Annotated in this window: 23 protein-coding genes; 6 read left to right on the forward strand and 17 right to left on the reverse strand. The window is 36.2% G+C overall.

Annotation, left to right across the window (positions count from 1 at the left end):
- Positions 1–46: 46 nt before the first annotated feature.
- Positions 47–1,441, reverse strand: coding sequence for a tRNA uridine-5-carboxymethylaminomethyl(34) synthesis GTPase MnmE (gene mnmE, locus AC6EI0_RS09110; protein WP_498522234.1), 1,395 nt, complete (start codon positions 1,439–1,441; stop codon positions 47–49).
- 72 nt (positions 1,442–1,513) lie between these two features.
- Here mnmE and AC6EI0_RS09115 point away from each other — a divergent pair, with 72 nt between their 5' ends.
- A complete protein-coding gene (locus AC6EI0_RS09115; RefSeq protein ID WP_498522235.1) occupies positions 1,514–1,969 on the forward strand; it encodes a DUF2062 domain-containing protein in 456 nt (151 codons plus the stop codon).
- 54 nt (positions 1,970–2,023) lie between these two features.
- On the opposite strand, the gene AC6EI0_RS09120 is transcribed toward AC6EI0_RS09115, so the two are convergent.
- Complete coding sequence (locus AC6EI0_RS09120; RefSeq protein WP_498522236.1) at positions 2,024–4,360, reverse strand: RelA/SpoT family protein; 2,337 nt, start codon at positions 4,358–4,360, stop codon at positions 2,024–2,026.
- 55 nt (positions 4,361–4,415) lie between these two features.
- Between AC6EI0_RS09120 and AC6EI0_RS09125 the strand changes: the two genes are divergently transcribed.
- A complete protein-coding gene (locus tag AC6EI0_RS09125; RefSeq protein WP_498522237.1) occupies positions 4,416–6,020 on the forward strand; it encodes an ABC transporter ATP-binding protein in 1,605 nt (534 codons plus the stop codon).
- Here the strand turns inward: AC6EI0_RS09125 and AC6EI0_RS09130 are convergent.
- Both AC6EI0_RS09130 and ylqF read right to left on the reverse strand, forming a co-directional pair.
- A complete protein-coding gene (locus tag AC6EI0_RS09130) occupies positions 6,004–6,984 on the reverse strand; it encodes an RluA family pseudouridine synthase (protein ID WP_498522238.1) in 981 nt (326 codons plus the stop codon). The genes AC6EI0_RS09125 and AC6EI0_RS09130 overlap by 17 nt on opposite strands.
- Positions 6,984–7,847 carry a ribosome biogenesis GTPase YlqF gene (gene ylqF, locus AC6EI0_RS09135; protein WP_498522239.1) on the reverse strand — a complete coding sequence of 288 codons (864 nt, stop codon included), beginning with the start codon at positions 7,845–7,847 and terminating at the stop codon, positions 6,984–6,986. The genes AC6EI0_RS09130 and ylqF overlap by 1 nt, the downstream gene beginning before the upstream one ends.
- Positions 7,848–8,325: 478 nt before the next feature.
- On the opposite strand from ylqF, the gene AC6EI0_RS09140 reads away from it, so the two are divergent.
- Positions 8,326–9,531: a phosphoglycerate kinase gene (locus AC6EI0_RS09140; RefSeq protein WP_498522240.1), complete on the forward strand. Its 1,206-nt coding sequence runs from the start codon at positions 8,326–8,328 to the stop codon at positions 9,529–9,531.
- Positions 9,532–9,570: 39 nt separating this feature from the next.
- Here the strand turns inward: AC6EI0_RS09140 and AC6EI0_RS09145 are convergent, their stop codons facing one another.
- Positions 9,571–10,236, reverse strand: coding sequence for a DUF8623 domain-containing protein (locus AC6EI0_RS09145; RefSeq protein ID WP_498522241.1), 666 nt, complete (start codon positions 10,234–10,236; stop codon positions 9,571–9,573).
- Positions 10,237–10,345: 109 nt separating this feature from the next.
- Between AC6EI0_RS09145 and AC6EI0_RS09150 the strand changes: the two genes are divergently transcribed.
- Positions 10,346–11,404 (forward strand): UDP-N-acetylglucosamine--N-acetylmuramyl-(pentapeptide) pyrophosphoryl-undecaprenol N-acetylglucosamine transferase, encoded by a 1,059-nt coding sequence (locus AC6EI0_RS09150; protein WP_498522242.1) that lies wholly within the window; start codon positions 10,346–10,348, stop codon positions 11,402–11,404.
- Here AC6EI0_RS09150 and AC6EI0_RS09155 read toward each other — a convergent pair.
- From AC6EI0_RS09155 to AC6EI0_RS09200, 10 genes are all read right to left on the reverse strand, one after another.
- Positions 11,397–12,479, reverse strand: coding sequence for a pyridoxal phosphate-dependent aminotransferase (locus AC6EI0_RS09155; RefSeq protein ID WP_498523531.1), 1,083 nt, complete (start codon positions 12,477–12,479; stop codon positions 11,397–11,399). The genes AC6EI0_RS09150 and AC6EI0_RS09155 overlap by 8 nt on opposite strands.
- Before the next feature lie 63 nt (positions 12,480–12,542).
- The gene (locus tag AC6EI0_RS09160; RefSeq protein ID WP_498522243.1) at positions 12,543–13,700 is read right to left on the reverse strand and encodes a quinone-dependent dihydroorotate dehydrogenase; all 1,158 of its coding nucleotides are present in this window, start codon (positions 13,698–13,700) and stop codon (positions 12,543–12,545) included.
- Positions 13,687–14,172 (reverse strand): ribonuclease HI, encoded by a 486-nt coding sequence (gene rnhA, locus AC6EI0_RS09165; protein WP_498506631.1) that lies wholly within the window; start codon positions 14,170–14,172, stop codon positions 13,687–13,689. Before rnhA ends, AC6EI0_RS09160 begins: the two co-directional genes overlap by 14 nt.
- A gap of 68 nt (positions 14,173–14,240) precedes the next feature.
- Positions 14,241–14,636 carry a 50S ribosomal protein L7/L12 gene (gene rplL / locus AC6EI0_RS09170; RefSeq protein WP_498522244.1) on the reverse strand — a complete coding sequence of 132 codons (396 nt, stop codon included), beginning with the start codon at positions 14,634–14,636 and terminating at the stop codon, positions 14,241–14,243.
- A gap of 52 nt (positions 14,637–14,688) precedes the next feature.
- Positions 14,689–15,216 carry a 50S ribosomal protein L10 gene (gene rplJ, locus AC6EI0_RS09175; RefSeq protein WP_498520342.1) on the reverse strand — a complete coding sequence of 176 codons (528 nt, stop codon included), beginning with the start codon at positions 15,214–15,216 and terminating at the stop codon, positions 14,689–14,691.
- Between the two features lie 222 nt (positions 15,217–15,438).
- The gene (rplA, locus tag AC6EI0_RS09180; RefSeq protein WP_498462089.1) at positions 15,439–16,146 is read right to left on the reverse strand and encodes a 50S ribosomal protein L1; all 708 of its coding nucleotides are present in this window, start codon (positions 16,144–16,146) and stop codon (positions 15,439–15,441) included.
- Positions 16,147–16,215: 69 nt separating this feature from the next.
- The gene (gene rplK / locus AC6EI0_RS09185) at positions 16,216–16,641 is read right to left on the reverse strand and encodes a 50S ribosomal protein L11 (RefSeq protein ID WP_269604350.1); all 426 of its coding nucleotides are present in this window, start codon (positions 16,639–16,641) and stop codon (positions 16,216–16,218) included.
- A 102-nt stretch (positions 16,642–16,743) separates the two neighbouring features.
- Positions 16,744–17,352, reverse strand: coding sequence for a transcription termination/antitermination protein NusG (gene nusG / locus AC6EI0_RS09190; protein WP_498523532.1), 609 nt, complete (start codon positions 17,350–17,352; stop codon positions 16,744–16,746).
- Between the two features lie 102 nt (positions 17,353–17,454).
- On the reverse strand, positions 17,455–17,697 hold the full coding sequence (gene secE / locus AC6EI0_RS09195; RefSeq protein WP_498522245.1) for a preprotein translocase subunit SecE: 243 nt from the start codon (positions 17,695–17,697) through the stop codon (positions 17,455–17,457).
- A gap of 74 nt (positions 17,698–17,771) precedes the next feature.
- Entirely contained in the window at positions 17,772–20,537 is a 2,766-nt protein-coding gene (locus tag AC6EI0_RS09200; protein WP_498522246.1) for an ATP-dependent Clp protease ATP-binding subunit, read from the reverse strand.
- Between the two features lie 183 nt (positions 20,538–20,720).
- Between AC6EI0_RS09200 and eno the strand changes: the two genes are divergently transcribed.
- The gene (gene eno / locus AC6EI0_RS09205) at positions 20,721–22,022 is read left to right on the forward strand and encodes a phosphopyruvate hydratase (protein ID WP_498522247.1); all 1,302 of its coding nucleotides are present in this window, start codon (positions 20,721–20,723) and stop codon (positions 22,020–22,022) included.
- A 6-nt stretch (positions 22,023–22,028) separates the two neighbouring features.
- Here eno and AC6EI0_RS09210 read toward each other — a convergent pair whose 3' ends face one another.
- Together AC6EI0_RS09210 and AC6EI0_RS09215 are read right to left on the reverse strand one after the other, a co-directional pair.
- Positions 22,029–23,708 carry an ABC1 kinase family protein gene (locus AC6EI0_RS09210; RefSeq protein ID WP_498522248.1) on the reverse strand — a complete coding sequence of 560 codons (1,680 nt, stop codon included), beginning with the start codon at positions 23,706–23,708 and terminating at the stop codon, positions 22,029–22,031.
- Positions 23,705–24,016, reverse strand: a complete 312-nt coding sequence (locus tag AC6EI0_RS09215; protein ID WP_498522249.1) for a hypothetical protein — start codon at positions 24,014–24,016, stop codon at positions 23,705–23,707. Before AC6EI0_RS09215 ends, AC6EI0_RS09210 begins: the two co-directional genes overlap by 4 nt.
- A gap of 271 nt (positions 24,017–24,287) precedes the next feature.
- On the opposite strand from AC6EI0_RS09215, the gene AC6EI0_RS09220 reads away from it, so the two are divergent.
- Positions 24,288–25,244, forward strand: coding sequence for an NAD(P)/FAD-dependent oxidoreductase (locus tag AC6EI0_RS09220; RefSeq protein ID WP_498522250.1), 957 nt, complete (start codon positions 24,288–24,290; stop codon positions 25,242–25,244).
- Positions 25,245–25,262: the final 18 nt, after the last annotated feature.

The following is a 25,262-nucleotide window of genomic DNA, read 5'->3' on the forward strand; positions in this document are numbered from 1 at the left end:
TTATATTTTTACAATCGATAATACCTAGTAGATACAAATTGCTTGATTACTTCCCAATACAGAATTTTGAAAATATATTATCAAGTAAACTCTCTGTTAAATCATCGCCTGTTAATTCACCTAAATAATTAATAGCTTGTCTTAAATCGATCGTCCAGAAATCCCAAGGGAGCTTTTCATCAAAAACCTTATCAATATTTTTTAGTGATTCCATCGTTGACTTCGCCAGATCAAGTTGTCTTTCATTTAGAGCAATGTTTAAACCATGCGTTAGAGACGAACCACACATTTTTAGTAGATAATTAATTAAATCGTCTTCCCCATGGCCTGTTTTTGCACTTATGATCACTAAATTCTCTTTTCCTGGTAGATCTTTTGGAATTTTTTCAAAAGGATTATTCTTCTTTAAATCAGATTTATTTCCAGCAATTAAGAGTGGAATATTTGTGGGTAATTGTTTGAGTATTTTTTCATCTTCATTAGTCCATCCATTTGAATAATCATAGATCAATATTATGAGATCAGCTTGAACCAAAGTCTTTTTAGTTCTTGAAATACCAATTCTCTCTATGATATTTTCAGTTTCTCTTAGACCTGCTGTATCAATAAAAGTTACTGGTATTCCCTCTAACACTATTTCACTTTCCAAAAGATCTCTTGTCGTTCCAGGTAAATCAGTAACAATAGCTTTTTCTTGCTTAGAAAGCCTATTCATCAAGGAGCTTTTCCCTACATTAGGCTTTCCGGTTAATGCAATTTTTAAACCAGTGCGAACCCAGCATCCTCTTTTAGCATTATCAATTAGTTCGTTAAGATCTTTTTTAATTGCAATAATTTCATTTTTTACATTTTCTTCATCTAACTTTGGAAGATCTTCTTCAAAATCTATTCTTGCTTCAATTTCAGTTAGTTGCTCTATCAGTCTTTTCCTGATTGATAGGATCGTAGTTTGAATATTTCCTTCAATTCCATTAATCGCGAGTTCTGCAGCTTTTCGGCTTCTTGCTGACACTAATTCGCTAATTGATTCTGCTTGAGTAAGGCTTATGCGACCATTTAGTACTGCTCTTTGGCTAAATTCACCTGGCTCTGCTCTTCGAACGTTTTTATTGTCAAGTACTCTTTCCAGGATCCTCTGGACTGAAATGATTCCACCATGGCAATGGATTTCCACTACATCTTCACCTGTAAAGCTTCGTGGCCCTTTCATTATTAATATGAGTACTTCATCGATATATATTTTTTGATTTAGTTCGGTTACATGTCCGTAAAGCACTTGGTGAGATCCCCAATCATGCTTTCCAGGAATATGAACAATAGTCTTAGTTATCTCAATTGCTGTGGGGCCAGAGATCCTAATGACAGCGATGCTTCCCTGGCCGGGAGAAACGGCAGTTGCAATTGCAGCAATTGTCTCTTCAGTAGGGGAAAACAAATTCATGAAGCAATAATCATGCAATCTTCACTAAGATAAAATCTAATTTTCTTTTTTATGATCAAGATTTTTTAAAATATGAGAAAAATCTTTCTAAATCTAATACAAAGAATTCGTAAATTTATTTCTTGGCTCTGGAAGCAGGAAGGTTCTCCCTCTCAGAGAGCACTAGGGTTGGGTGTGGGGATATTTAGTGGTTGCTTTCCATTCTTTGGTTTGCAAACTTTGATGGGAGTATTTTTAGCAAAAATTTTCAAGGGGAATAGTGTTTTTGCAGCTGTTGGGACTTGGATTAGCAACCCATTGACTTATGTGCCTTTATATTATTTTAATTATAGAATAGGCTCTCTAATAATTAATAAAGAAAAAAATATAGTAGATTTTAGCCATATAACTACTAATCAGTTGTGGTCTCAAGGTTGGGATCTAAGTTCTCGATTAATAATTGGCTCCATATGTATGGGCCTTTTGACTGGAGTTATTGGTGGGCTCGGCTCATATTATTTACTCAAAAAACTTTCTGATAAAATATAAATTTATATCTTTGAAATGCTTTTTTTTTAGCAATTCATTGGATTCTTCAAAATGTTAATTGATTCCTGTTCTGGCGATATCTAAGACATCTACCATCGAACGTATTTGATTGATTGTGATTTCTAATTGATTAACGCTTTCTAGTTCAACTCTTAAATCTATACATGCTGGTTTACCTTGAGATGTCTTAACTCTGGCATCTATTACATTAATGCCTCTATCAGAGAGTCTCATTAATATATCTTTAAGCACTCCGACTCTATCAATAACTTCAATTCTTAATTGAATAGGAAATTTTTTTTCTTTGATGCAAGTATTGTTATTCCACTTTACTGAAAGTCTTCTATTATCAGGAACTGATTGTATATTGACACAATTAGTTCGATGTATAGTTATCCCATGATTCCCAAGTGCAACTGTTCCAAGTATGGATTCTCCTGGTAAAGGGCTGCAACATCCACCTAGTCTATAGTCAAGTCCTTCCAGGCCAAGTATGGGTGAATATTTGGTTTGAGATGTTTTTGTTTTATTGGAAACGTGATTGGTTTGTGATCCAATTTGGTTTGCTATCTCGATATCACTTAATTCATTCTCAGGTAGTTGGTTTTGAATTTTTATCTCTTCTCTAAATCTATTAATTACTTGATGTAGGGTTAAGGCCCCAAATCCAAGTGCAGCTAATAAATCCTCCGTAGACTTTAGATTACATCTTTCAGCAACTTTTGTGATCGCTTCACCTTTGAGTAGATTATCAATCCCTTTACGACCAAATTCTTGTTCTAGTAGTTCTTTCCCTCTTAAAATGGTTTCTTGACGATGACTTTTTTTATACCATTGCCTGATACGATTTCTAGCTGTGGGTGTGGCTACATAGTTTAACCAATCCAAGCTTGGATGGGAACTCTTGTGAGTAAGGATCTCAACAAAATCTCCATTTTCTAGAGGTGTAGATAGCACGCACAAACGATCATTGATTCTCGCACCATTACAATGATTTCCTACTTCAGAATGAATCCGATAGGCGAAATCGATTGCGGTTGAACCATTCCTTAATCCCAAAACATCTCCTTTTGGAGTAAAAACAAACACTTCTTCATCAAATAAATCTTCTTTTATTGATGCAAGATAGTCATTATGATCATTGACGCCATCTTCTTGTTGCCATTCAACTAATTGACGCAACCAATTAAACTTTTCTGAATCAGGATTGGCAGGAGATCCTCCTTCTTTGTACTTCCAGTGAGCGGCAATTCCAAATTCTGAAACCCTATGCATTTCTGGAGTCCTGATTTGCACTTCATTAGGTCTGTGTCTGCCAATTACAGCTGTATGTAGCGACTGGTATCCATTTGGTTTAGGGAGTCCTATATAGTCTTTAAAACGTCCGGGTATTGGTCTGAATGTGTCATGGACAACAGCAAGAGCTCGATAACATGTCTCGACATCTGAGACAAGAATTCTTAGAGCAGCAACATCAAAAATTTCATGAAATTCTTTTTGTTGCCTTTGCATTTTGCTCCAAATTCCATATAAATGCTTTGGCCTTCCACTAACTTCACATTGATTAAGTCCTGCTGAGTTCAAACGATCTTTGAGTAATTGAACAGTTATATTTAATCTCTCTTCCCTTTCACTACGTTTGCTAGCTATTTGTTGTTGAATTTCTCGGAAGGGATCTGGCTCTAAGAGTTTAAATGCTAAGTCCTCTAGTTCCCATTTAAAACGTCCTATTCCTAAACGATTAGCGAGTGGAGCATAAATTTCTCTTGTTTCTTTCGCTATTCGAGTTTGTTTTTCTTTCCCTAGGTAACTAATAGTACGCATATTGTGTAGCCTATCTGCAAGCTTCACTAGTACTACTCGAATATCGCTAGCCATAGCTAGAAACATTTTACGTAGGTTTTCTGCTTGAGCTTCTGTGCGATTATTAAAATGGATTCCTCCTAATTTAGTAACTCCTTCTACTAGATATCTAACCTCACTCCCAAAATACCCCTCGAGTTGTTCTGGGGTTATATCTGTATCTTCGACGACGTCATGTAAAAAACCTGCTGCAATTACGCTAGCGCTTGCACCTATCTCTCTAAGTAAGTCTGCAACTGCAACTGGATGGGTTATGTAAGGCTCCCCACTTTTTCTGAATTGACCTTTATGTAATTGAAATGCAAGATCAAAAGCAGCAACTAATAAAGCTTCAGAATCTCTTGGGCAACTTGCTCCTATCCCAGGTGGAATATTTCTAATGCAATTTTTTAACCACTCTGGCAAAATAATTTCGTAATCATCAATATTTTTAATCTGATGAGTTCTGAGTTGCGGCTTGCCATCAAAAAATTCATCACAGACAACATTGGTCTGGGTTGAATTGCGTGCAGAGGTGACTTTAGACATCAGCACCGGCGCTTAATTTATCTTATTCAAGCTCAACATTTCTTGCTACCTTTTTATGAATAATTCATCAAAAGAAGTTTTAAAGATACATAAACTAAATGCTATCTATCCAAATAGTTCTAAGTCCGTATTAAACGGACTAGATCTGAATATGAATCGTGGAGATAGGCTTGCATTAGTTGGTAGATCAGGATGTGGGAAAAGTACTGTTGCAAAAGCTGTAATGCAGCTTCTTCCTGCTGGATGTATTTGTAAGGGTGAGATTTTTTTAAATGGGAAAAATGTATTGGAGCAAGATAAGGTTTCTTTGCAAACTATTCGAGGAACAGAGGTTGGATTGATATTTCAGGATCCAATCTCACGTTTAAATCCTTTAATGACTGTTGGCGATCATTTGGTTGATACTTTTAGAGCTCATGATAAGTCTGCAACAAATAATACTTTAGTAAATAAGACTAAAAGCTTACTAGATAAAGTTGGAATAGATCCTTTGAGATTTAATTCTTTTCCTCACGAATTTAGTGGAGGGATGCGACAACGGGTGGCAATTGCTTTGGCGATTTGTTTAAGACCTCCATTGATAATTGCTGATGAGCCTACAACTAGCTTGGATACAATAGTTGCTGACCAGATCATGGCTGAATTGAGTTTTCTTTGCGATGAAATTGGGACTGCTTTACTATTAATTAGTCATGATTTATCTATGGCATATAAATGGTGTAATAAAATTGCAATACTTGATTATGGGAAAATAGTAGAATCTGGAAATATTAAGGAGATAATTTCTAATCCAAAAACTCATATTGCTCAAAGGTTAGTTGATTCAGGCAGAATATTAGAGGGCTCTGAGAGAGAAATAATGAATAAAAGGACTGTATTATTGAGAGTAAACAGACTACGATGTTGGCATAATATAGGCTTTTGGCCCTTCAATACTTTTTGGCTTAAAGCTGTTAATGAAGTTACCTTTTCTCTTCATGAAGGTGAAACTCTTGGCGTCGTGGGTCCATCAGGATGTGGTAAGAGCACTCTATGTAGAGCTTTGACTGGTTTATTGCCTACAAGAGGTGGAAGTATTGTTTTTCTTGGATCTAATATTTCAAATTACAATAAGAAATCTTTAAGACAATTACGTAAATTTATTCAAATTATTTTTCAAGATCCTTCTACTGCTTTGAACCCTAAGATGTCAGTACTCGATGCAATTATAGACCCTATTCTTATCCATAAGTTGTTAACTAGATCTCAAGCTAGAGAGAAAGCTCGTAATCTTTTAGGCCTTGTAGGTTTAACTCCCACAGAAATGTATGAACAACGTTTACCTTCTCAACTTTCAGGGGGACAACAGCAAAGAGTGGTTATTGCAAGAGCGCTGGCACTTAACCCTAAAATACTTATCTGTGATGAAAGCGTCAGTATGTTAGATGCAGAAATCCAAGCAGAAGTTTTGGAGCTACTTCGCTCTTTACAAGAAAAATTAAAATTGTCCATGTTATTTATAACTCATGACTTATCAGTTGCAGCGGGCTTTTGCCATAGAGTATTAGTATTTGATAAAGGAAAAATTATTGAAGAGAACTCTGGTAAAAATTTGTTGGATAATCCTCAACAATACCTGACACAAAAGATGGTTGAGGCTTGCCCTAGATTGCCGAAATAATATTATTGTTTGACTTTAATACTTTTAAAAGTCTCTCAAAATCTTGCGGTAATGGAGCTGTGAATTTCATTCTCTTTAGTGTTATTGGGTGTATTAAACCTAATTCAATTGCATGTAATGCTTGGCCGCTAAGATTAATGGGTAATTTTTTACATCTACTATAAGTTTGGTCACCAATAATAGGGTGACCTATGTGTGCACTGTGAACACGAATTTGATGAGTTCTACCTGTATCAAGTTTGAATTTAAGAAGAGAAAAATTTCCTAGGTTTTCAATTAACTTCCAATGTGTGCAAGCATATCTACCTGATTCTTCATTAACTACAGCATATTTTTTTCTATCTTTTGGATGTCGACCAATACATCCGACAACCATTCCTCCAGTTTCTTTAATGGCTCCGTGTACAACAGCAACATAATGTCTTGCGGCCACTCTTTTTTGTATTTGAATTTGAAGTTTTACTAAAGCTTCTTGAGACTTTGCTACGACAATGCACCCAGTTGTGTCTTTATCTAAGCGATGAACTATTCCAGGCCTCAATTTGCCTCCGATTCCAGGTAAGTCCGGACAATGATTGATTAATCCATTGACTAAAGTTCCAGATTTATTACCTGGTGCAGGATGTACTGCTATTCCTGCTGCTTTATTGATGACTATTAAATGATCATCTTCGTATAGTATGTCTAAATCTATCTCTTCTGGTTTTAAGTAAGGAAGAGGTTCCGGTGGTGGAACCCAAAGTTGAATTACGTCGCCTGGCCTAACGGGAGTTTTTGCTTTCCCAGTTTTACCGTTTACTCTTGCAAAACCAGCTTCGATAAATTTCTGAATATGAGCTCTACTTTGTTCAGATCTTTGACTGACTAGCCATCTATCTAGCCTCATAGGTAAAGGCTTTTGGTATTTACCCTCAAATAATTCGCCTGGGCCTTGCCCAAATTCAAGCTTGATTTCTTTATCCATTAGGGGAGTTCAAGAGAAATATTTCCCAATAAATTTTTACGAAAATCATCAAGTAGTCTTTGAGACATTCTTCTAGTATCTCCGGAAGTGTGACGTTTTGCTGCTGAAAGTAGCCATAAAGATTTATCTTTAATGATTTCATTGATAAATATTCCATATCTATTTTGAAGACACATTGGCTTAATTCCAGCTTCTTGCTTGGTTGCTAATGTCTCAAGAAGCTTCATAAAGTTAATGGCTACTTGTTCCGTATCGTATGCGGCTTGACCGATATCATCACATATGGCCAGCTTTAACGCGGCACTTTGATCTTCAAATCTTGGTGGAAGAACTCCAGGAGCATCCAATAGATCCAGATCTTGTCCAATTCTTACCCATCTCAAACTTCTAGTTACACCTGGCTTTCTTGAACTAGAGACAACTTTTTTTTTAACTAATCTGTTAATGAGAGCAGATTTTCCAACATTTGGGAAACCAAGAGTTAGTACTCTAATTGCACGATTTTTCATCCCACGATCGAGACGTCTTTGATTTAACTCTTGCCCAGCACGAATGGCAGCTTGTTTTATTTGGAGAACGCCTGTTCCAGCTTTTGCATCACACCACCATGGGACTTTCCCTTCTGACCTTAATTTTTTATCCCAAGCTTTGTAGGCATCGATATTGATCATGTCCTTTCTATTAATCACTAATATTTGCTTCTTACCTTTTAACCATTTTTGAAGATATGGATGAGAAGTTGAGAGAGGAATCCTTGCGTCTCGCACTTCGAAAACTAGATCAACTTTATTCAGATGTTCCTTTAATTGTTTTTCTGCTTTTGCAATATGACCTGGGTACCATTGTATAAGCTGCTTGTTCACGGAATTTAAAAGAATTTGGTTGAAATTGATTTATCTCGAAATTAAAAAAGTTGATTTTGATCTATTTTGGGTGGGTATTTTTGAAATTTCTAAGTTCAACGTATCATCTGAAATGATTAAGTAAGTTAATAATAATAATTGATTTATTCTAAACATCCTGACGGGAAATCAATTTTATTGATCAATCTAGATTAATAGAATTACAATATTTAATAACAAGCCATTGAAAAAAACATCTCTCATATTGCGTGTTTAAAAAAAAATTGATTTCCAAACTTATTACTGTAAGATTATTTCTTTAGTAACTGCAGTTGTTTGAGGGGTAATTAATTATTTTCAATAAAAGCTTTTAATATTTAAAATATCGTTTTTGGTTCCTCAAGGGTTTAGGTAGATTTTTTCTGTGTCTTAGTAATTACCCAATTGGTACCTTTCAAGAGCTATGGTCACTCAGTTTCCTTTCTGAATCTTATAAATTATGTCTAAGCGTTCCCTGTCAAGTCTCGGCGCTGAAGACTTATGCGGCAAACGTGTTTTAGTTAGAGTTGATTTTAATGTCCCATTAGGAGATGAGGGGCAGATAACTGATGACACAAGAATTCGTGCTGCTTTACCAACTATTAATGACCTTCTTGAGAAGAGTGCAAGAGTTATTCTTTCTGCTCATTTTGGTAGGCCAAAGGGAGAGGTTAATGAAACAATGCGTTTGACAGCTGTTGCTCAAAGACTAAGTGAATTGCTTGGTAAAACAGTTGTAAAAACAGAAAGTTGTATAGGAGCTGAAGCTAAGTCAAAAGTAGATGCGATGTCTAATGGTGATGTTGTCCTTTTGGAAAATGTTCGATTTATTGCTGGCGAAGAAAAAAACGATGGAGAATTTGCTAGAGAATTAGCTTCTTTGGCAGAAGTATATGTAAACGATGCTTTTGGTGCCGCTCACCGTGCTCATGCTTCAACTGAGGGAGTTACAAAGTTCCTGAGTCCTTGTGTCGCTGGCTATTTAATGGAAAAAGAATTGAAGTACCTTCAAGGAGCGATAGATCAACCTCAAAGACCATTGGCTGCAATAGTTGGCGGTTCTAAAGTAAGCAGTAAAATAGGTGTTTTGGAATCTTTGATTGATAAATGTGACAAGATAATCGTTGGTGGAGGGATGATATTTACTTTTTATAAAGCCAGAGGATTATCTGTTGGTAAAAGTCTTGTCGAGGAAGACAAGCTAGAATTGGCAAGTGCTTTGGAGAAGAAAGCTAGAGATAAAGGAGTTGAGTTCCTGTTACCAAGTGATGTTGTATTGGCTGATGATTTTTCTCCTAATGCAAACAGTAAAGTTTCAAGAATAGATTCTATTAGTGAAGGCTGGATGGGATTGGATATTGGTTCAGAATCAATTGAACTTTTTCAGAACGCCTTGAAAGATTGCAAAACTGTGATTTGGAATGGACCGATGGGTGTCTTTGAATTTGAGAAATTTGCAAATGGAACCAATTCAATAGCTAATACGTTGGCTGATTTAAGTTCCCAAGGATGCTGCACAATTATTGGAGGTGGAGATTCAGTAGCAGCAGTTGAGAAAGCAGGTTTAGCTAAAAATATGTCTCATATATCTACTGGAGGTGGTGCCAGTCTTGAACTTTTGGAAGGGAAAGTTCTTCCTGGAGTTTCTGCTCTAGATGATGCTTAACAATTTGAATCTGGCTTTATGATTTTTAGAAGTAGGTTTTTATAGACCTACTTCTATTTTTTTTGTTATTGAATAAATACCTTCAGGATGAGTAATGATTGCTGAAAAAGTTTGAGAGCCAGGGTTTAAGGGCGCTTGAACATATTTAAATAAACCACCTGATTGATTAGGCTTAATCCCAAAGATATCATTGGATAAATTAATATTATCTTCGTTTTTAAGTAAGATCATACCACTAGCAGTTAATGCATTGCCTAATGGATTTTCAATGACTAAATTTATTTCGTATTTCTGCCCAGTAAAAACTTTGTCTGGAGATATAACTTTTATAATTAAAGGTGAATTTTGACTATTCAAAATTGATTCTTCTTTAATAACTTTATATTCTTTGATTTTATTGTTGTAGGTCTCTAATTGAACAGTCTGTTTAGTATTGAGATTATAAATTTGATCATTAATTTCTCTTGTAGATATTATTTCGACATTTAGTAATGGCTTATTTGTTTCATTTCTAACTTGTTGGATTGACCATTTTGTATCTTTATATTTTTCCTGAAAAGCTTTGTAGCGCTTATTAAATTGATTGAATGATTTTTTTAGAAATAAATCTCTTAGTAAATCATCATTATTCAGGTTGAGAATTTCCTCCAATTTATTACTTAGCAACTGCTTATCTATGTTTTTACTTAAAGCAGAATTGATCATTAGGGGATGTAGCAATAAAAATATTATTGATTTCACTATGAGTGAATGTCGCACGCCTACCTTTTTTACTCAATATAACCTAGCCTTCATGAATAAGGTTATTTAATTTATGCCTCGCCTTTTAATTGCTGCAAGCGGAACAGGTGGGCATATTTATCCTGCATTATCTTTCGCTGATTCACTCTCAAATTCTTGGGAAATTGAGTGGCTAGGTGTGCCAAACAGGCTAGAGATTGACCTGGTTCCCAAAAAATACAATCTAATCAAGCTAAAAGTTGGAGGATTACAAGGAAATATTTTTAGAAAGATGTTTGAAATTTGTAAATTACTTCTTTCTTCTATCCAAGTTTCTATTCTATTACGTCAAAAAAAGATTAACGTTATTTTTACTACTGGTGGATATATATCTGCTCCAGCTATTCTCGGAGCCAAAATAACTGGCATTCCTATCATTTTGCATGAATCTAATGCTATCCCTGGAAAAGTAACTAGGTTATTGGGTAGATTTTGTGACCATGTAGCACTAGGCATCCCATCGGCATCGGAGTATTTGCAAGGATGTAAAACAAGTTTTACTGGAACGCCTGTAAGGTCAGAGTTTTTTTTAGATCAATCTCTTCCCCATTGGGTGCCGATCGGAGATGGTTTATTGATTGTGGTTATGGGAGGTAGTCAAGGAGCAATAAAAATGAATGAGATGGTTAGGAATATCTTACCTTGGTTGCTTGAGAAAGGTTGTAGAGTTGTTCATCTGACTGGTCACAATGATTGTTTCTACAAAAATTTAGATAAGGTTGATACGCACGCTAATTTGGTTGTAAGACAATTCAGTAATGAAATATCGGCCTTACTGCGAAATGCTGATCTTGCAATAAGTAGAGCAGGATCTGGTGCAATTTGTGAATTAATGGCAACTAAGACCCCATCAATTTTAATACCTTTTCCAGCTTCTGCCGATCAACATCAAGAGTTAAATGCTGCTTATATGGCTAGATATGGAGGTGCTGTAATAGTTAATCAACATGATCCAGAAAAGGCTATTTTGAAAAATACTTTATCTAATTTGCTAGGCTCTGATTCTCTCAGTAAAATGAAATTTAATATGAATAATTACAATTGCATTAATTCGAAAAATAAGTTGTTTGATATTATAAATTTGATTAGTTAATGTAATCTTTTAATGTATTAATAATTTGAATATTTTGTGTTCTTTTTTGAAAACTTATTCTTATCCAATTTTCTCCTAAATTTGTAAATGACCTACAATCTCTTAACAAAATCCCTCTTTTTTTTAAATTCTCAAGAAGATTTAATATAGAATTATCACTTTTAATTAACTGAAAATTAGTAGTTGAAGGCAAAGGCTTAATAGTAGAAAAGGTTGATAAATTTTCATACAACCACTTCCCTTCTTTGTCTACCCACTTATGGATCTTCTTTAATCTTTTTTTATGCATCTTCGAATCTTTCATTATCATTTTAGTTGCATTTATAGCTAGCGTATTAACGGGCCAAGGATCTCTTATCTCCTTCCATTGTAATAATCTATCGGCATTAGTTACCGCATATCCTACCCTCAATCCAGCTATACCTATAAATTTAGTAAGACTCCTTATTACTATAAGGTTCTTGTGCCTATTAGTTAAGTCAATTATTGATTGATTTTCACCTCCAGGTACAATAGAAATAAATGCTTCATCGCAAATAACCAGTTTATAATTAGTTAATATACTTTCTATAGATGCACGACTCCATAATTGCCCAGTTGGGTTGTGCGGATTTGTGATCCACAATACTTGGGTTTTTGGTTTAATTGGAAATGATTGAGGATTTCTATTAGTCCAAGATAAGGGTAAAGGGTTATGAATATAGGGAGCATTCCAACACTTTAAAGCTCTTTTATAGTCTCCAAACCCAGGAGAAGGTAAAGAACTTAGGCCATATAAACTTGCATCTCTTGCTGCCCAAGTAAATAATTCAGAGGCTCCATTTCCAGGTAAAATCATAGAAGGATCAATATTATGCCATTTTGAAATAGCATTTTTAACTTCGAAATAACTTCTATCAGGATAAGATTTGATAGATCCATTCTTTATACTATTAATTAGATAATTATTTAATTTTTTAGGTAATTTAAACGGTACTATTGATGCACTTGCATCGATGATATTTTTTGTTGAAAGTCCTAACTTTCTTGCTTCTTTTTCGATATTACCTCCATGATTATCAAAGTCTATTTTCATTATATTTGAGACAATATCATGTCCAGTTTCACTCATAATTATTTGCTGAATTCATTTGTTTCATTATTTCCAGGGTTCTTCTGAACCGATTGCATCTTTAATATTTTTGAATCCGTGCTTTTCCATTTGCAATGTTAATCCATCTAAAATATCAGGAACTAAATTTGGCCCCTCAAATATCCAACCAGTATAAATTTGAACTAGTGATGCTCCAGCTGTAATTCTCTCCCATGCCGCTTTTGCTGAGTCAATTCCACCCACGCCAATCAGCGGTAAATCATTATTAGTACTTTTTCTAAGCCTCTTCATAACTTCAAGTCCTCTTTTTTGTAAGGGAAGTCCACTTAATCCTCCACTTTCTCGCTCTAAAGTATTTCCAGTTTTGATTGTTAGTTTTTTTAAATTAAATCGATTTAAGCTTGTATTGATTGCAATGATTCCATCAATTCCATTTTCCATAGCAACTTTGGCAATTTCATCAATTGCTTCGTTGGAAAGATCTGGTGAAATTTTTACAAGCAAAGGCGGACAATCTGATACCTCTTTAAGAGTTCTTATTAATTTTTTTATTTGTTTTGTTCCTTGTAGTGAACGAAGACCTGGGGTATTTGGCGAACTAACGTTGATTACTGCATAGTCTGCTAATGGAGCTAAAAGGGTTAGGGATCGAGAATAGTCTTTTGGAGCGTCATCAAGCGTTGTGATTTTTGACTTTCCTAAATTTATTCCTAGGACACAGGGTCTATTTCCTGGCTCAGTGAGTTTTTGCTTTTCTAAAGTTTTTAAAAAATTCTCTGCTCCTTCATTATTGAATCCCATTCGATTCAGGGCAGCTTTTTCTTTGGCAATTCTGAAAAGTCTCGGTTTTGGATTGCCTTTTTGGGGATGCCAAGTAATTGTTCCTAATTCGGCGAAACCAAATCCAAAATAGTTCCAAAGACCTGCGCCTACACCATTCTTATCAAAACCTGCCGCAAGTCCTAAAGGGTTTTTAAATTGAGAGCCAAAAATAAATTGATTTAAGCTGGAATTGTTTCTTTGAAGACCACTCGATGCTTTTTTAAGGATGTTAGAAATTATTGGAAAATTTCTATTTAATGATGCTAATTTAATTGCATTAAGAGCTGAATTAGTAAGTATTTCCGCATCAACACCCTCGTCCTGAGATAGAAGCTGGCCAAGCAGAATATTGTACAAGTCGCTTTTTTTATTTTTTGACAAAATCTTTTAGTTGTATTTTTCGACCTTTAGAAAAAGCTACCGCAATAGCATCGACTCTATCATTATCTTTTTCTCCACTATGACCTTTGACATATTGAAGTTTGATTTTTGGTAGCGAAGGATCGTCAAGAGCTTTCCATAAGTCTTGATTGAGAACTGGTTTGCCCGAGGCTGTTTTCCAGCCTCTCTTTTTCCAGTTTGACATCCATTTTCCCATCCCATCAATTAAATATTTGCTATCAGTTTTAATGGTTATCGAAGGGTGAAATTTTATTTCTTTTAATTTTTCCAGAACAAATAATGCAGCTTGCAATTCCATTCGATTATTTGTTGTATCAGGGCTATATCCACCGAATTCAACTTCGCTTCCATCTTGGAATCTAATTAATACCCCCCAGCCACCGGGACCTGGATTCCCACTACAGGCACCATCAGTTGCTGCAGAAATCGCAAATTTTTCTTCAGTTGTCATAAAAAAAACCGGTCTAATTAGACCGGTTTCATATAAGCAGAAAACTGGTGTTTATCCAGTAACAATATTTATTTTAAAGTTACTTTCCCACCAACAGCCTCAATTGCTTTCTTTAGCGCCTCAGCATCTTCTTTTGTTGCTCCTTCTTTGATTGTTTTTGGAGCAGCTTCAACTAGGGCTTTTGCTTCGCCAAGGCCTAAACCTGTGGCATTGCGAACTTCTTTGAGGACTTTGATTTTAGATGAAGCTTCAAAGCTTTCTAAAACTACCTCAAATTCAGTTTTTTCTTCGGCAGCCTCACCACCATCGCCACCAGCAGCAGCTCCTGGAGCTGCCATGACAACGCCAGCAGATGCGGCAGCAGATACACCAAAAGCTTCTTCTATTTGCTTAACAAGCTCTGAAGCTTCAAGCAAAGAGAGGCTTTTTAATGAATCTAAGATTTCATCGGTTTTTGCAGACATGTTTTAAATCAGCAACTAAGTAAGTAGAAAACAAATTGTTTAACAATGAGTATCAGCTCTCGCCGCTCTCAGAATGTTGTTTAAGAGACCTTGCAAGTCCAGATGGGACCTCATTTATACCAATAGCAATTTTGCTTGTTATGGAATTCATTGCACCAGCAATTTGCGCCATAAGTGCTTCCTTACTAGGAAGTTTTGCAATCGCTTTGATCTCATCTTGAGATAAAAGTTTGCCTTCGAAAAGACCTCCTTTAGTCTCAGATTTTTGAGTTTCCTTTTGAAATGCTTGTACAGCTTTAACAGCACTCCCAACATCTCCTTTGATTAAAACAAAGGCGTTAGTACCAGTAAGCAATGACTCCAAACCAGTCCAGGAATCTTTTCCTTTTATGGCTTGACGCATCAAGGTGTTTTTAGTGACCTTGCAGATGCCATCGCTTTTTTGCAATCTTGAGCGCAAGTCAGACATCTCTTTTGTGGATAAGCCCTTGTAATCAAGAACTAGAGCCATTTCAGAGTTATCTAGTAGACCCTCTATCGTTTCGACGATCTGTTTTTTGCTTTCCAGCGTGCGGCCCATAATAATTGGATCGAATCGGGGGAAGGACTGGACATACGGCCATATTCCCCTTGGGGAATCGAGGCCGCTTACGATTCAATCCAAAAGATAAAACCCTGCGTATGCCTCGGCTGGGATTATAAATTCTATTAAAACAAAGGTTTAATAAAATCAGACCGGCTGTCTTTGGCTGGGCGCATGCCCTTGTGGTTAAACCACTCGGTTAATTTACAACAAAAAGGGTCACTTTTCTTTCTGCAAGTCTTGTAATTCGTTGATATCTACTTCTACCGATGGCCCCATTGTGGATGTAATAAAAAAGCTTCTCCAGAATTTTCCTTTCGCTCCGCTAGGTTTATTTTTATCTATTGTTAATTGCAATGTCTTCAAATTTTCAAGAAGAGCATCTTCCGAAAAACTCGCTTTACCAAATCGGACATGCACAATTCCTGCTTTGTCTGCTCTAAATTCAAGCTTTCCTGCTTTAAATTCTTTAATAGCTCCTACTAAATCAGTTGTAACTGTTCCTGCTTTTGGATTAGGCATAAGTCCTCTTGGTCCAAGCACTCTTCCAAGTTTTGCAACCTTGGGCATCATGTCGGGAGTAGAAATTAGCAGGTCGAAGTCCATTTCTCCTTTGTTGATTGAATCAACTAAATCTTCCTCCCCAGCAAGATCAGCGCCTGCTTTCGTCGCCTCAGAAACTTTTTCACCACGTGTCACTACCGCTATCCTTATGTTCTGACCGGTGCCACTTGGCAAGGCAACCGTAGTTCTAAGTTGCTGATCAGTATATTTTGGATCGATGCCTAGTCTTATGTGAGCTTCTATAGTCTCATCGAATTTTGCATTTGCATTCTCCTTGACTAGCTTTATTGCTTCAATGGGAGAGTATGTACGTTCTTCCACTTTGGAAAGTAACGTTGTCATTCTTTTTGAAAAATTTTTCATAATAAATTGGGGTCCAATCGACTTTTCGTCTCCCCCTTCAAGAGAACGTTTAATGATTTTACGATTTTATTAGTCCTTTATGGAAACCCCCATATTTTTGGCTGTCCCCTCAATAACTTTCATTGCTGATTCGATGCTGCTGCAATTGAGATCTGGAAGTTTTGTTTTAGCAATTTCTTCCAGTTGACTTTTACTAATCGAACCGGCAGTTCCTTTCGCTGACTCGCCTGAACCTTTCGCAATGCCTGCGGCTTTAGTTATTAGAACCGAAGCAGGAGGGGTTTTTGTTATGAAAGTAAAACTTCTATCTTCGAAAACTGATATTTCTACAGGTATAACAAAGCCAGCTTTGTCTTGGGTGCGCGAATTGTATTCCTTACAAAACGCCATGATATTTACCCCATGTTGACCAAGCGCAGGCCCAACTGGAGGAGCTGGGTTGGCTTTGCCAGCCTGTAAGGCCAACTTGATCAGGGCTACTACTTTCTTTGCCATCGGCTGAGGATTGAACTAATGCGGAAAACCTGAAACGAATCAGATGAATTATCTAATAAACTTAACTCCTAGACTGACCAGACAGCAAAAGGAAATTAAAAATCAATTTTGTTTGGTTATTTGAGAAAATTCAAGTTCAACAGGAGTTTCTCTTCCGAAAATTGATAATAGTGCCTTTAGTTTGTTTCTTTCTCCAGAAACTTCAATTACTTCTCCTTGGAAATCTTTAAAAGGTCCTGAAGTGACAACAATCTGATCACCTTCTTCTACATCCAACTTTACAACAGTTTTCTTCTCAGCTGCTCGTTTAAAAATTCTATTAACCTCTTGCCTGCTAAGAGGGCGTGGTTTGATATGCCCTCGTGCTTTACCGGTAGCTCTTCGGTCTTCTGCACCAACAAAATTAATGACATTAGGAGTACTTCTTACCGCCATCATTGTGTCTTCATCTAACACCATACGAACAAGCACATATCCAGGGAATACCTTCTCTTCTGTGGTCTGCCTACTTCCATCTTTCTTTAGCTTAACTGCAGGTGTTTGAGGGATTTCTATTTCTATAATTCTGTCACTAACACCAAGAGTGATTGCTCTTTGCTCAAGTGTCGCTTTTACTTTCTTTTCGCAACTGGAGGCAACTTGAATTGCGTACCAACGTGCAATATTTGTTTTTATTGTTTGGTTTGGAAAATGTGATTGATCATCATCAATGTTCTCTGATCTATCGATTATTTTTGAATCTTTAGTAGGAGTGGTTTCAATATCTGACACTGGAAAAAGTTGTGAGAGGTTTAGAAATTTAGATTAGTGAACTCAGCGAAATATCTGAGTAGAGGCCCATCCATAAAAACGGCTTACAGCTGCGATTGATACTGCTGATAGAGTGACCATTAAAATCACAGCAACAGATTCACTGAAAAGTTGTTGGCGTGAGGGCCATACAACTAATTTCATTTCATCAATTGTAGAGGATAAAAAACTTTTTTTTAAGGCAGTCTTTTCCTGTTGTTTAGGAATTACCTTTTCTTGATCCTCTTGAGAGGTTGGACTTGTCACTTTGGGAAGATTGAAAGGAAGGTGCTTTTGAAAAAAAAATTGCTATGAACCTAGATTAACTTATGTTTGATGGATTAGTTATCTATTAAAAAAAGAAGTTTTTTTGACTCATCATCTTTAATCTTAACCCTTATTGTTTTCGCATCTTCAAAAGCTTCCTCTAAAATTTGTGTTGCCAGTGGGTTTTCTAATCTCTTTCGGATTACTCTTCTTAGTGGTCTAGCTCCGTATTCAGGTTCATGGCCTTCATCTGCAAGAGTCTTAATAGTGTTTTCGTCAACATAAAGATCTAAACCTTGGTGTTTGAGAAGCTTCTTGAGTTCTTCAAGTTGAAGGCGCACAATTTGTTCTAAACTCTCAGGATTAAGTGGACTAAATCTTATTACTTCATCGATGCGATTCAAAAATTCTGGTCGAAAATGTTTTGTTAGTGCCTCATTGATTTTTTGATCTAATTCTTCTGCAAGAATATTTTTATTTGAACTTTCACTTCGTACTTGAAGTGAATTATTTAATATTGCCTGGCTAGCAAGATTGCTCGTCATAACAATAACTGTGTTTCTAAAATCTACTGTTCGACCTTGAGAATCGGTCAGTCTTCCATCATCTAAAACCTGTAAAAGGATATTAAAAACTTCTGGATGAGCTTTTTCTATCTCATCAAGGAGTAAAACTGCATAAGGTCTTTTTCTAATTGCTTCTGTTAATTGCCCACCTTCTTCATAACCTACGTATCCAGGTGGTGCACCTAAGAGCCTTGAAACAGCATTTCTCTCCATATATTCGCTCATATCAAGTCTCAATAAAGCGTCCTCTTCATCAAATAATGAATTTGCCAGTGATTTAGCTAGTTCAGTTTTTCCAACACCTGTAGGGCCCAGAAAAAGAAATGATCCTATAGGCCTTCTTATGTCCTGCATCCCAGCTCTTGCTCTACGAATTGCTGCTGAAACTGCTTGAACAGCATTTAATTGACCGATAACTTTTTTTTCTAGTTCTTGTTCTAACCGTAAAAGCTTTTGTCTCTCACCTGATAAAACTTTGCTAACAGGAATCCCTGTCCATCTTGAGACAACATCAGCTACATCCTCTGGGAAAACTTGATCTCTTAGCAAAGAATTTCCATATTCATTATCTTCTTGAATGCAAGCTTCTATTTCTTTTATGCGTTCTTTGATTTCAAAAAGTTGTTCATAGCTAAGTCTTTCGGCTTCTTCAGTATCACCGGAGATTTCCGCTTCTCTTATTAAATTTTTTAATTCTTCAGCTCTTACTTTTAGTTCTTGTAATTCCGCTGATTTCTCGATTTGATCTTGCCATTTTTGTTTGATCTGAGCTATTTCACAGAGTAAAAATTCTTTCTGTTCTTCAAGATTATGTATAGTTTCTAATGTTGTTTCTTTGTTTGCACTTTTGATTGAAGACTCTATATCAATAACTTGAGACTCTTTCTCTTCTATGATTTTTGGTTTTGATGTAGATTCGATTTTCACTTGAGCTGAAGCCTCGTCAATCAAGTCAATAGCTTTATCAGGTAGGCATCTGTCACTTATATATCTATGAGATAAACGATTTGCTGTAATTAGGGCTTCTTCAGTAATAATCACTCCGTGATGAGACTCATAATTTTCTCTAAGTCCTTTTAGGATTTCCAAGCTTAAATCTAGACTTGGCTCTTTGATTGATACTTGCTGAAATCGTCTATCAAGGGCTAGGTCTTTTTCAATCGTACGTCTATAATTGTCCGGAGTGGTTGCACCAATACAACGTAAGTCTCCGCTGGCTAATAATGGTTTTAATAAACTGCCAGCATCAGTATTTGATCTGTCTTTGCTTACAATTGAGTGTAATTCATCAATAAATAGAATCACTCCTTTTTCACTGTTGCTGATTTCACTTAACAATGATCTAAATCGTTCTTCAAATTGCCCTCGGAATTTAGCTCCAGCTATTAATGCGCCGATATCAAGTGAAATCAGTCTTAAACCTTGAAGAGAATCAGGAAGTTCGTTGGCTATTATTTTTTGTGCTAATAATTCTGCTACTGCTGTTTTCCCCACACCTGGAGCACCAATAAGTACTGGATTGTTTTTGCCTCTTCTAGATAAAACTTTTGTAATTGCTTTGATTTCCGACTCTCTGCCGATCACAGGGTCTAATTTCCCATCTTCAGCTTCGGCTGTAAGGTCTTTGCAGTATAAATCCAATGCACTTGGCGTTTCATGAAGTTTTAAAGGTTGTTCTTTTGAGGTGATCTCCTTATTGGTGATAGGAGCAAGTGACTCTGGGACATTATTTTTTGAATTTTTTTGGGGAGATACAGACTGCCTGGAATTTTTGTGTGGTCTATCTTCTTTTTGTTGAGTTGTATTTCTTTTTGATTGTTTAAATGACTTTGGTGCTGGTAGTCGTCTCAACTCTGCTTCAAGAAGTTCACTAGGCAGACCTGCTTGATAAAAAAGATCTTCTCCTAAGCGATTGTCTCTACCAAGTGCGATAAGGATATGAGATATCTCTATTTGATTAGATCCCCATCTAGAGCGAAAATCATCAGCTGTTTCAAGAAGAATTTCTAAATCTTCTCCAACAAATAAGTCTGATTGATTGTTTATTGGAAGTTCAGTAATAAAGTTATCTAAAATTTGATTTATTTCTCTATGATCAACAGGAAGGGAATTTGTATATTTTTGGAATTTTTTGTTTCTAAAAAGAACTTGAATAAGATGTTCAACATCTAAGTTCTGATGACGCCATCTTTTGGCCGATTGTTCAGCTATTAGTAAAAGACTCCAAGCTTCATCGCTAAAAGAATCTGGTTCTGTTGTTAGACTTCCATTCATTTTCGATGAATTTGATTGAAATTGGTCATTTGCCTTTTAAATTTTGATTGAGACCTTTTTATCGATACGTTTATTTCTTGTTAAGACAAATTTGATTGATTAGGTCTTGGAAAGCAAGCTAGATTAGCAATTCAGGAACATATGGGAATAATGTAGTTCATAAGATCTAAAATCATTAAATTTGTGGCTGAATCTCTAGAACTTGTTATTGATACCATTATGGCCCGAGAAGTTTTGGATTCTCGTGGTAATCCAACGGTAGAAGCTGAAGTGCTTTTAGAAGGAGGAGCTATTGGACGTTCAATTGTTCCAAGTGGCGCCAGTACTGGAGCCCATGAGGCTCATGAATTAAGAGATGGTGGAAAACGTTATCTGGGTAAAGGAGTTATCAAGGCCGTTGGTCATATAGAAGAAACTATTGCTCCTGCTTTATGTGGCCTTTCTGCTTTAGATCAAGCCACAGTTGATTCTGTAATGAAACAACTCGACGATACAGAGAACAAATCAAATCTTGGTGCAAATTCAATTCTCGCTGTCAGCATGGCTACAGCAAGAGCAGCAGCTAAAGGTTTGGGGTTACCTTTATACAGGTATTTAGGTGGCCCAATGTCATCTTTATTGCCAGTGCCATTGATGAACGTCATCAATGGAGGAGAACATGCTGCAAATAATCTAGATTTTCAGGAATTTATGTTGGTTCCTCATGGTGCTGAAAGCTTCAGAGAAGCCTTAAGAATGGGAGCGGAGGTTTTTCACACGCTTAAAGATTTATTGAGCCAAAAAGGTTTGTCAACTGCTGTGGGCGATGAAGGAGGATTTGCTCCGAATCTTGAAAGTAATAAAGCAGCAGGTGACCTTTTAATGCAAGCAATTGAACATGCTGGATTTAGACCAGGGGAGCAAATCTCTTTAGCATTGGATGTTGCAAGTACAGAGTTTTATAAGGAGGGAAAATATATTTATGGAGGAAATTCTTATTCCAGCGAGGAAATGGTTGAGGAATTGGCTGGGTTAGTTAATTCATTTCCAATCATATCTATTGAAGATGGATTGGCTGAAGATGATTGGGATGGCTGGAGCTTGCTTACGGAAAAGCTTGGCAAAAGTGTGCAATTAGTTGGAGATGATTTATTTGTCACCAACACACTTCGTTTACAAAAAGGAATTGATGAGAATATTGCAAATTCAATTTTAATTAAGGTTAATCAAATAGGTTCTCTGACGGAAACACTTGAAGCTATAGAGCTTGCCTCAAGATCGAATTATACAACTGTAATAAGTCATAGAAGCGGAGAAACTGAAGATACAACTATTGCTGATTTGTCAGTAGCAACTAAATCAGGTCAAATTAAAACAGGTTCATTAAGTAGGAGTGAAAGAGTCGCGAAATATAATCAATTACTTCGCATTGAGGATGAGTTAGGTAGTCAAGCGACATATGCCGGACTTGTAGGCTTGGGACCAAGAGGAAGATCTAAGATTTGATTATGACTATTTAAGGCCTTTTCTCCCTTGGAAACTATCTAAACGACTTTCGCTTCTCATCTTAAATTTTAATTTAATCCAACTTAGTGCTATCGGAAATCCAATCGTTGCTGGTACGAGAAATAGGAAAGGTCTATTAGTTGAAGCTAGTAAAGCAGATGATATTGCAAGTGAGCCAAGGAGAACAGAATTACCCAATGAATGTTGAGCATAAATCAATCTTCTGAGTTGCCTATCAGATTCACCCATTCGCACTTGAAGTTGCAAGTCCCCTTGCTCCAGTCTCTCTAGATTTTCATCTAAGCGTTTTGGTAATCCAACAGCTTTACTCCCTATTTCAGTGACTTGTCTTCCTAATTCATTAAATAAGTCATTAGAATCTGAATTTTTTGAAGTCATTAGAGGGAGAAGAAATGGTTTTGCTATGGCTATTAAGTTAAATTCGGGGTCTAAATATCTTCCAACTCCTTCAAAAGTTGATAACGCTCGAAAAACAAAAATCAACTCAATAGGTATTCTAAACGGTTTCCCATAGGCTAGTTCAGATAAATCCCCAGAGAGCCTTTCTATAATTTGAGAGTCAAATGGAGGTGTCAGAGCTTCATTTAACATTATTCTTACTAACCTTCTAACTGGACCTATTTCGATATCTTTTTCTATTAAACCAGCAATTTGAAGCTCTTTGACAAGTCCACTAACATCTCTAAGCGCTGCGGCTTTGATCATTGAATTTAGCCTGCCTCTAATACGCTCAGAGACAAAACCCATCATCCCAAAATCATAGTAAATAAGAGAACCTCCCAAAGAAACAGCTAAATTGCCTGGATGAGGATCAGCATGAAAAAAACCATAATTAACTAATTGTTTTAAATAACTTGTAGCTCCAATCTTTGCAATTGAAGCAGTATCAATGTCATTACTCTTTAGAGATTGAATGTCATTAATCTTAATTCCTGATAAATACTCCAAGCACAAAACCTTACTGGTGCTTAAATCCCAAAATACACTTGGAATTAAAATATCTGAGTCATCTATAAATTGTTGTTTAAATCTTGCTGCATATTGGGCTTCAATGCGAAAATCAAGTTCTCTTAGCAATACTCTCTTCGACTCCTTTGCAATCCCTATCCAGTCATTACCTCGACTTAGGGACTTTATTCTTTGAACTAATTTGGCGACTTGATTCATTACATCTAAATCAAGCCTGAAAAACTTTTCTATATCGGGTCTTTGGACTTTGAAAATAACATTTTTATCATCAATTAACCTGGCTTTATGAACCTGAGCAAGCGATGCTGAGCCAATTGGAATTTCATCAATACTTATGATTTTTTTGTATGAATTTCCAAGTTGTTCTTTTAAAATACTTTGAACTTTTTCAAATTCAAAAGGTGGAACTCTATCTTGTAAAGATGTAAGTTCTTTTACCCATGCTGATGGTATAACATCAGCTCGTGCAGATAAAAGTTGGCCTAATTTTATAAATGCTGATCCCAGATTAACTAATTCTTTCGTAAGCCATTTTGCTCTTGAAGTATTTCTTCTATTTCTTTTTGTGGCAGTATAACCATTTAAATAAGTCCATTTTTTAGAATCAAACCATAAATAGAAAAGTAATCCTAATAATATTATCCAAATTCTAATGGCTCTTCTAAATCTTTGAAGTTGACTAACTAGAAATATCAATTTTTTCCCTCAATATCTTTGTTGATCTCAATAACCTTTGATCTTAGATTATCTATTTTAATTTGAATTAAATCTTCTTTACTTAACTCTTCCCTAGAACTTTTCTCTTTTGATGAATTAGGTTTTTTCCCTAAACGTTCAGATTCTTCTATAACCTCTTCTTTAAAGCTATCCCATTCATTTTGGAGTTTTTGTGGCAATTCCTCAGCAATTTCGGTGAATTCTTGGGCAGAATGGATCACTTTCTTCGTTATCCGAGCTGCTATTCGGTTTATGGCTGCTTTTAGCAGTATTTCTGAGTCGCTCAATGATCTAATTAATCAGCTTTCACTTTAGAAGATCCAGGGTTTTTTGTGTCTTCAGATTGAAACTGGCTATATGCAGATTTGCTCTTAATCAATTAAATCTATTTAGAAGATTGTTTGTTATCACTCAACCTAGAATATTTTCATTAGAGTTGAAGAGTACAAACATTTGATTTGATTTGATTTGGGGTAAAGTCTAATCTTTTAACCCAAGTGATTTCAAAGCATCCTTTTCTCTTCTCGAGAGATCAAAACCTAACCAAGAGATTTTCCATTGGAAACCATTGAAACTGATGTTGTCATAGTTGGTGGTGGGCCTGCTGGTTGCAGTTGTGCGCTTTACACTTCCCGTGCAGACTTGAAAACAGTAATTCTCGATAAGAATCCTGATGTAGGTGCGCTAGCAATAACACATCAAATTGCCAATTATCCAGGTGTTTCTAGTGAAATGAGCGGAGAGGCCCTATTGAAATTGATGAGAGATCAAGCTACTCAGTACGGGGCTGATTATCGCAGAGCGCAAGTTTTTGGAATTGATGCTACTGGTGATTGGAAAACGATTTACACCCCAGAAGGAACTTTTAAAGCAAAGGCACTTGTCGTTGCGAGTGGTGCAATGGGAAGACCAGCATCATTTAAAGGAGAGGCGGAATTCCTTGGTAGAGGTGTGAGTTATTGCGCGACTTGTGATGGAGCTTTTTATAGAGATCGTGAAGTCGCCGTTGTTGGTACTAATAAAGAGGCAATTGAAGAAGCAAATGTTCTTACAAAATTTGCCTCTAAAGTTCATTGGATAACATCCAATGATCCAAAATCAGACGATCATCATGCACAAGATCTGTTATCAAAACCAAATGTGAAACATTGGAGTAAGACGAGGTTAATGCTAATTGAAGGTAATGATTCTGGGGTGACAGGTATTAAGGTTAAAAATCGTTCAATTGATCCTAATCAAGATATAGCTCTTGAAGGAGTTTTTGTGTATATGAGCGGTTCAAAGCCTATTACTGACTTTTTAGGTGAACAGGTCGCGTTTAAGGAGGACGGGGGAGTTTTGGTGGATGACTTTATGTCGACAACAGTCGAAGGGGTTTGGGCTATTGGGGATATTAGAAACACTCCTTTTAAGCAAGCTGTTGTTGCAGCCTCGGATGGATGTATTGCTGCTATGGCAATAGATAGATATTTAAATAGTCGTAAATCAATACGTGTTGATTGGGTTCACGCCTAACTTAATCAAACCAGAAGT

The organism is Prochlorococcus sp. G5PB11, assembly GCF_059772425.1.

Bases quoted from the DNA above. Each gene is read 5' to 3' on its own strand.
- mnmE (WP_498522234.1), bottom strand. From the start codon at position 1,441: ATGAATTTGTTTTCCCCTACTGAAGAGACAATTGCTGCAATTGCAACT.
- AC6EI0_RS09115 (WP_498522235.1), top strand. From the start codon at position 1,514: ATGAGAAAAATCTTTCTAAATCTAATACAAAGAATTCGTAAATTTATT.
- AC6EI0_RS09120 (WP_498522236.1), bottom strand. From the start codon at position 4,360: ATGTCTAAAGTCACCTCTGCACGCAATTCAACCCAGACCAATGTTGTC.
- AC6EI0_RS09125 (WP_498522237.1), top strand. From the start codon at position 4,416: ATGAATAATTCATCAAAAGAAGTTTTAAAGATACATAAACTAAATGCT.
- AC6EI0_RS09130 (WP_498522238.1), bottom strand. From the start codon at position 6,984: ATGGATAAAGAAATCAAGCTTGAATTTGGGCAAGGCCCAGGCGAATTA.
- AC6EI0_RS09140 (WP_498522240.1), top strand. From the start codon at position 8,326: ATGTCTAAGCGTTCCCTGTCAAGTCTCGGCGCTGAAGACTTATGCGGC.
- AC6EI0_RS09145 (WP_498522241.1), bottom strand. From the start codon at position 10,236: ATGATCAATTCTGCTTTAAGTAAAAACATAGATAAGCAGTTGCTAAGT.
- AC6EI0_RS09150 (WP_498522242.1), top strand. From the start codon at position 10,346: ATGCCTCGCCTTTTAATTGCTGCAAGCGGAACAGGTGGGCATATTTAT.
- AC6EI0_RS09155 (WP_498523531.1), bottom strand. From the start codon at position 12,479: ATGAAAATAGACTTTGATAATCATGGAGGTAATATCGAAAAAGAAGCA.
- rnhA (WP_498506631.1), bottom strand. From the start codon at position 14,172: ATGACAACTGAAGAAAAATTTGCGATTTCTGCAGCAACTGATGGTGCC.
- rplL (WP_498522244.1), bottom strand. From the start codon at position 14,636: ATGTCTGCAAAAACCGATGAAATCTTAGATTCATTAAAAAGCCTCTCT.
- rplJ (WP_498520342.1), bottom strand. From the start codon at position 15,216: ATGGGCCGCACGCTGGAAAGCAAAAAACAGATCGTCGAAACGATAGAG.
- rplA (WP_498462089.1), bottom strand. From the start codon at position 16,146: ATGAAAAATTTTTCAAAAAGAATGACAACGTTACTTTCCAAAGTGGAA.
- rplK (WP_269604350.1), bottom strand. From the start codon at position 16,641: ATGGCAAAGAAAGTAGTAGCCCTGATCAAGTTGGCCTTACAGGCTGGC.
- AC6EI0_RS09200 (WP_498522246.1), bottom strand. From the start codon at position 20,537: ATGAATGGAAGTCTAACAACAGAACCAGATTCTTTTAGCGATGAAGCT.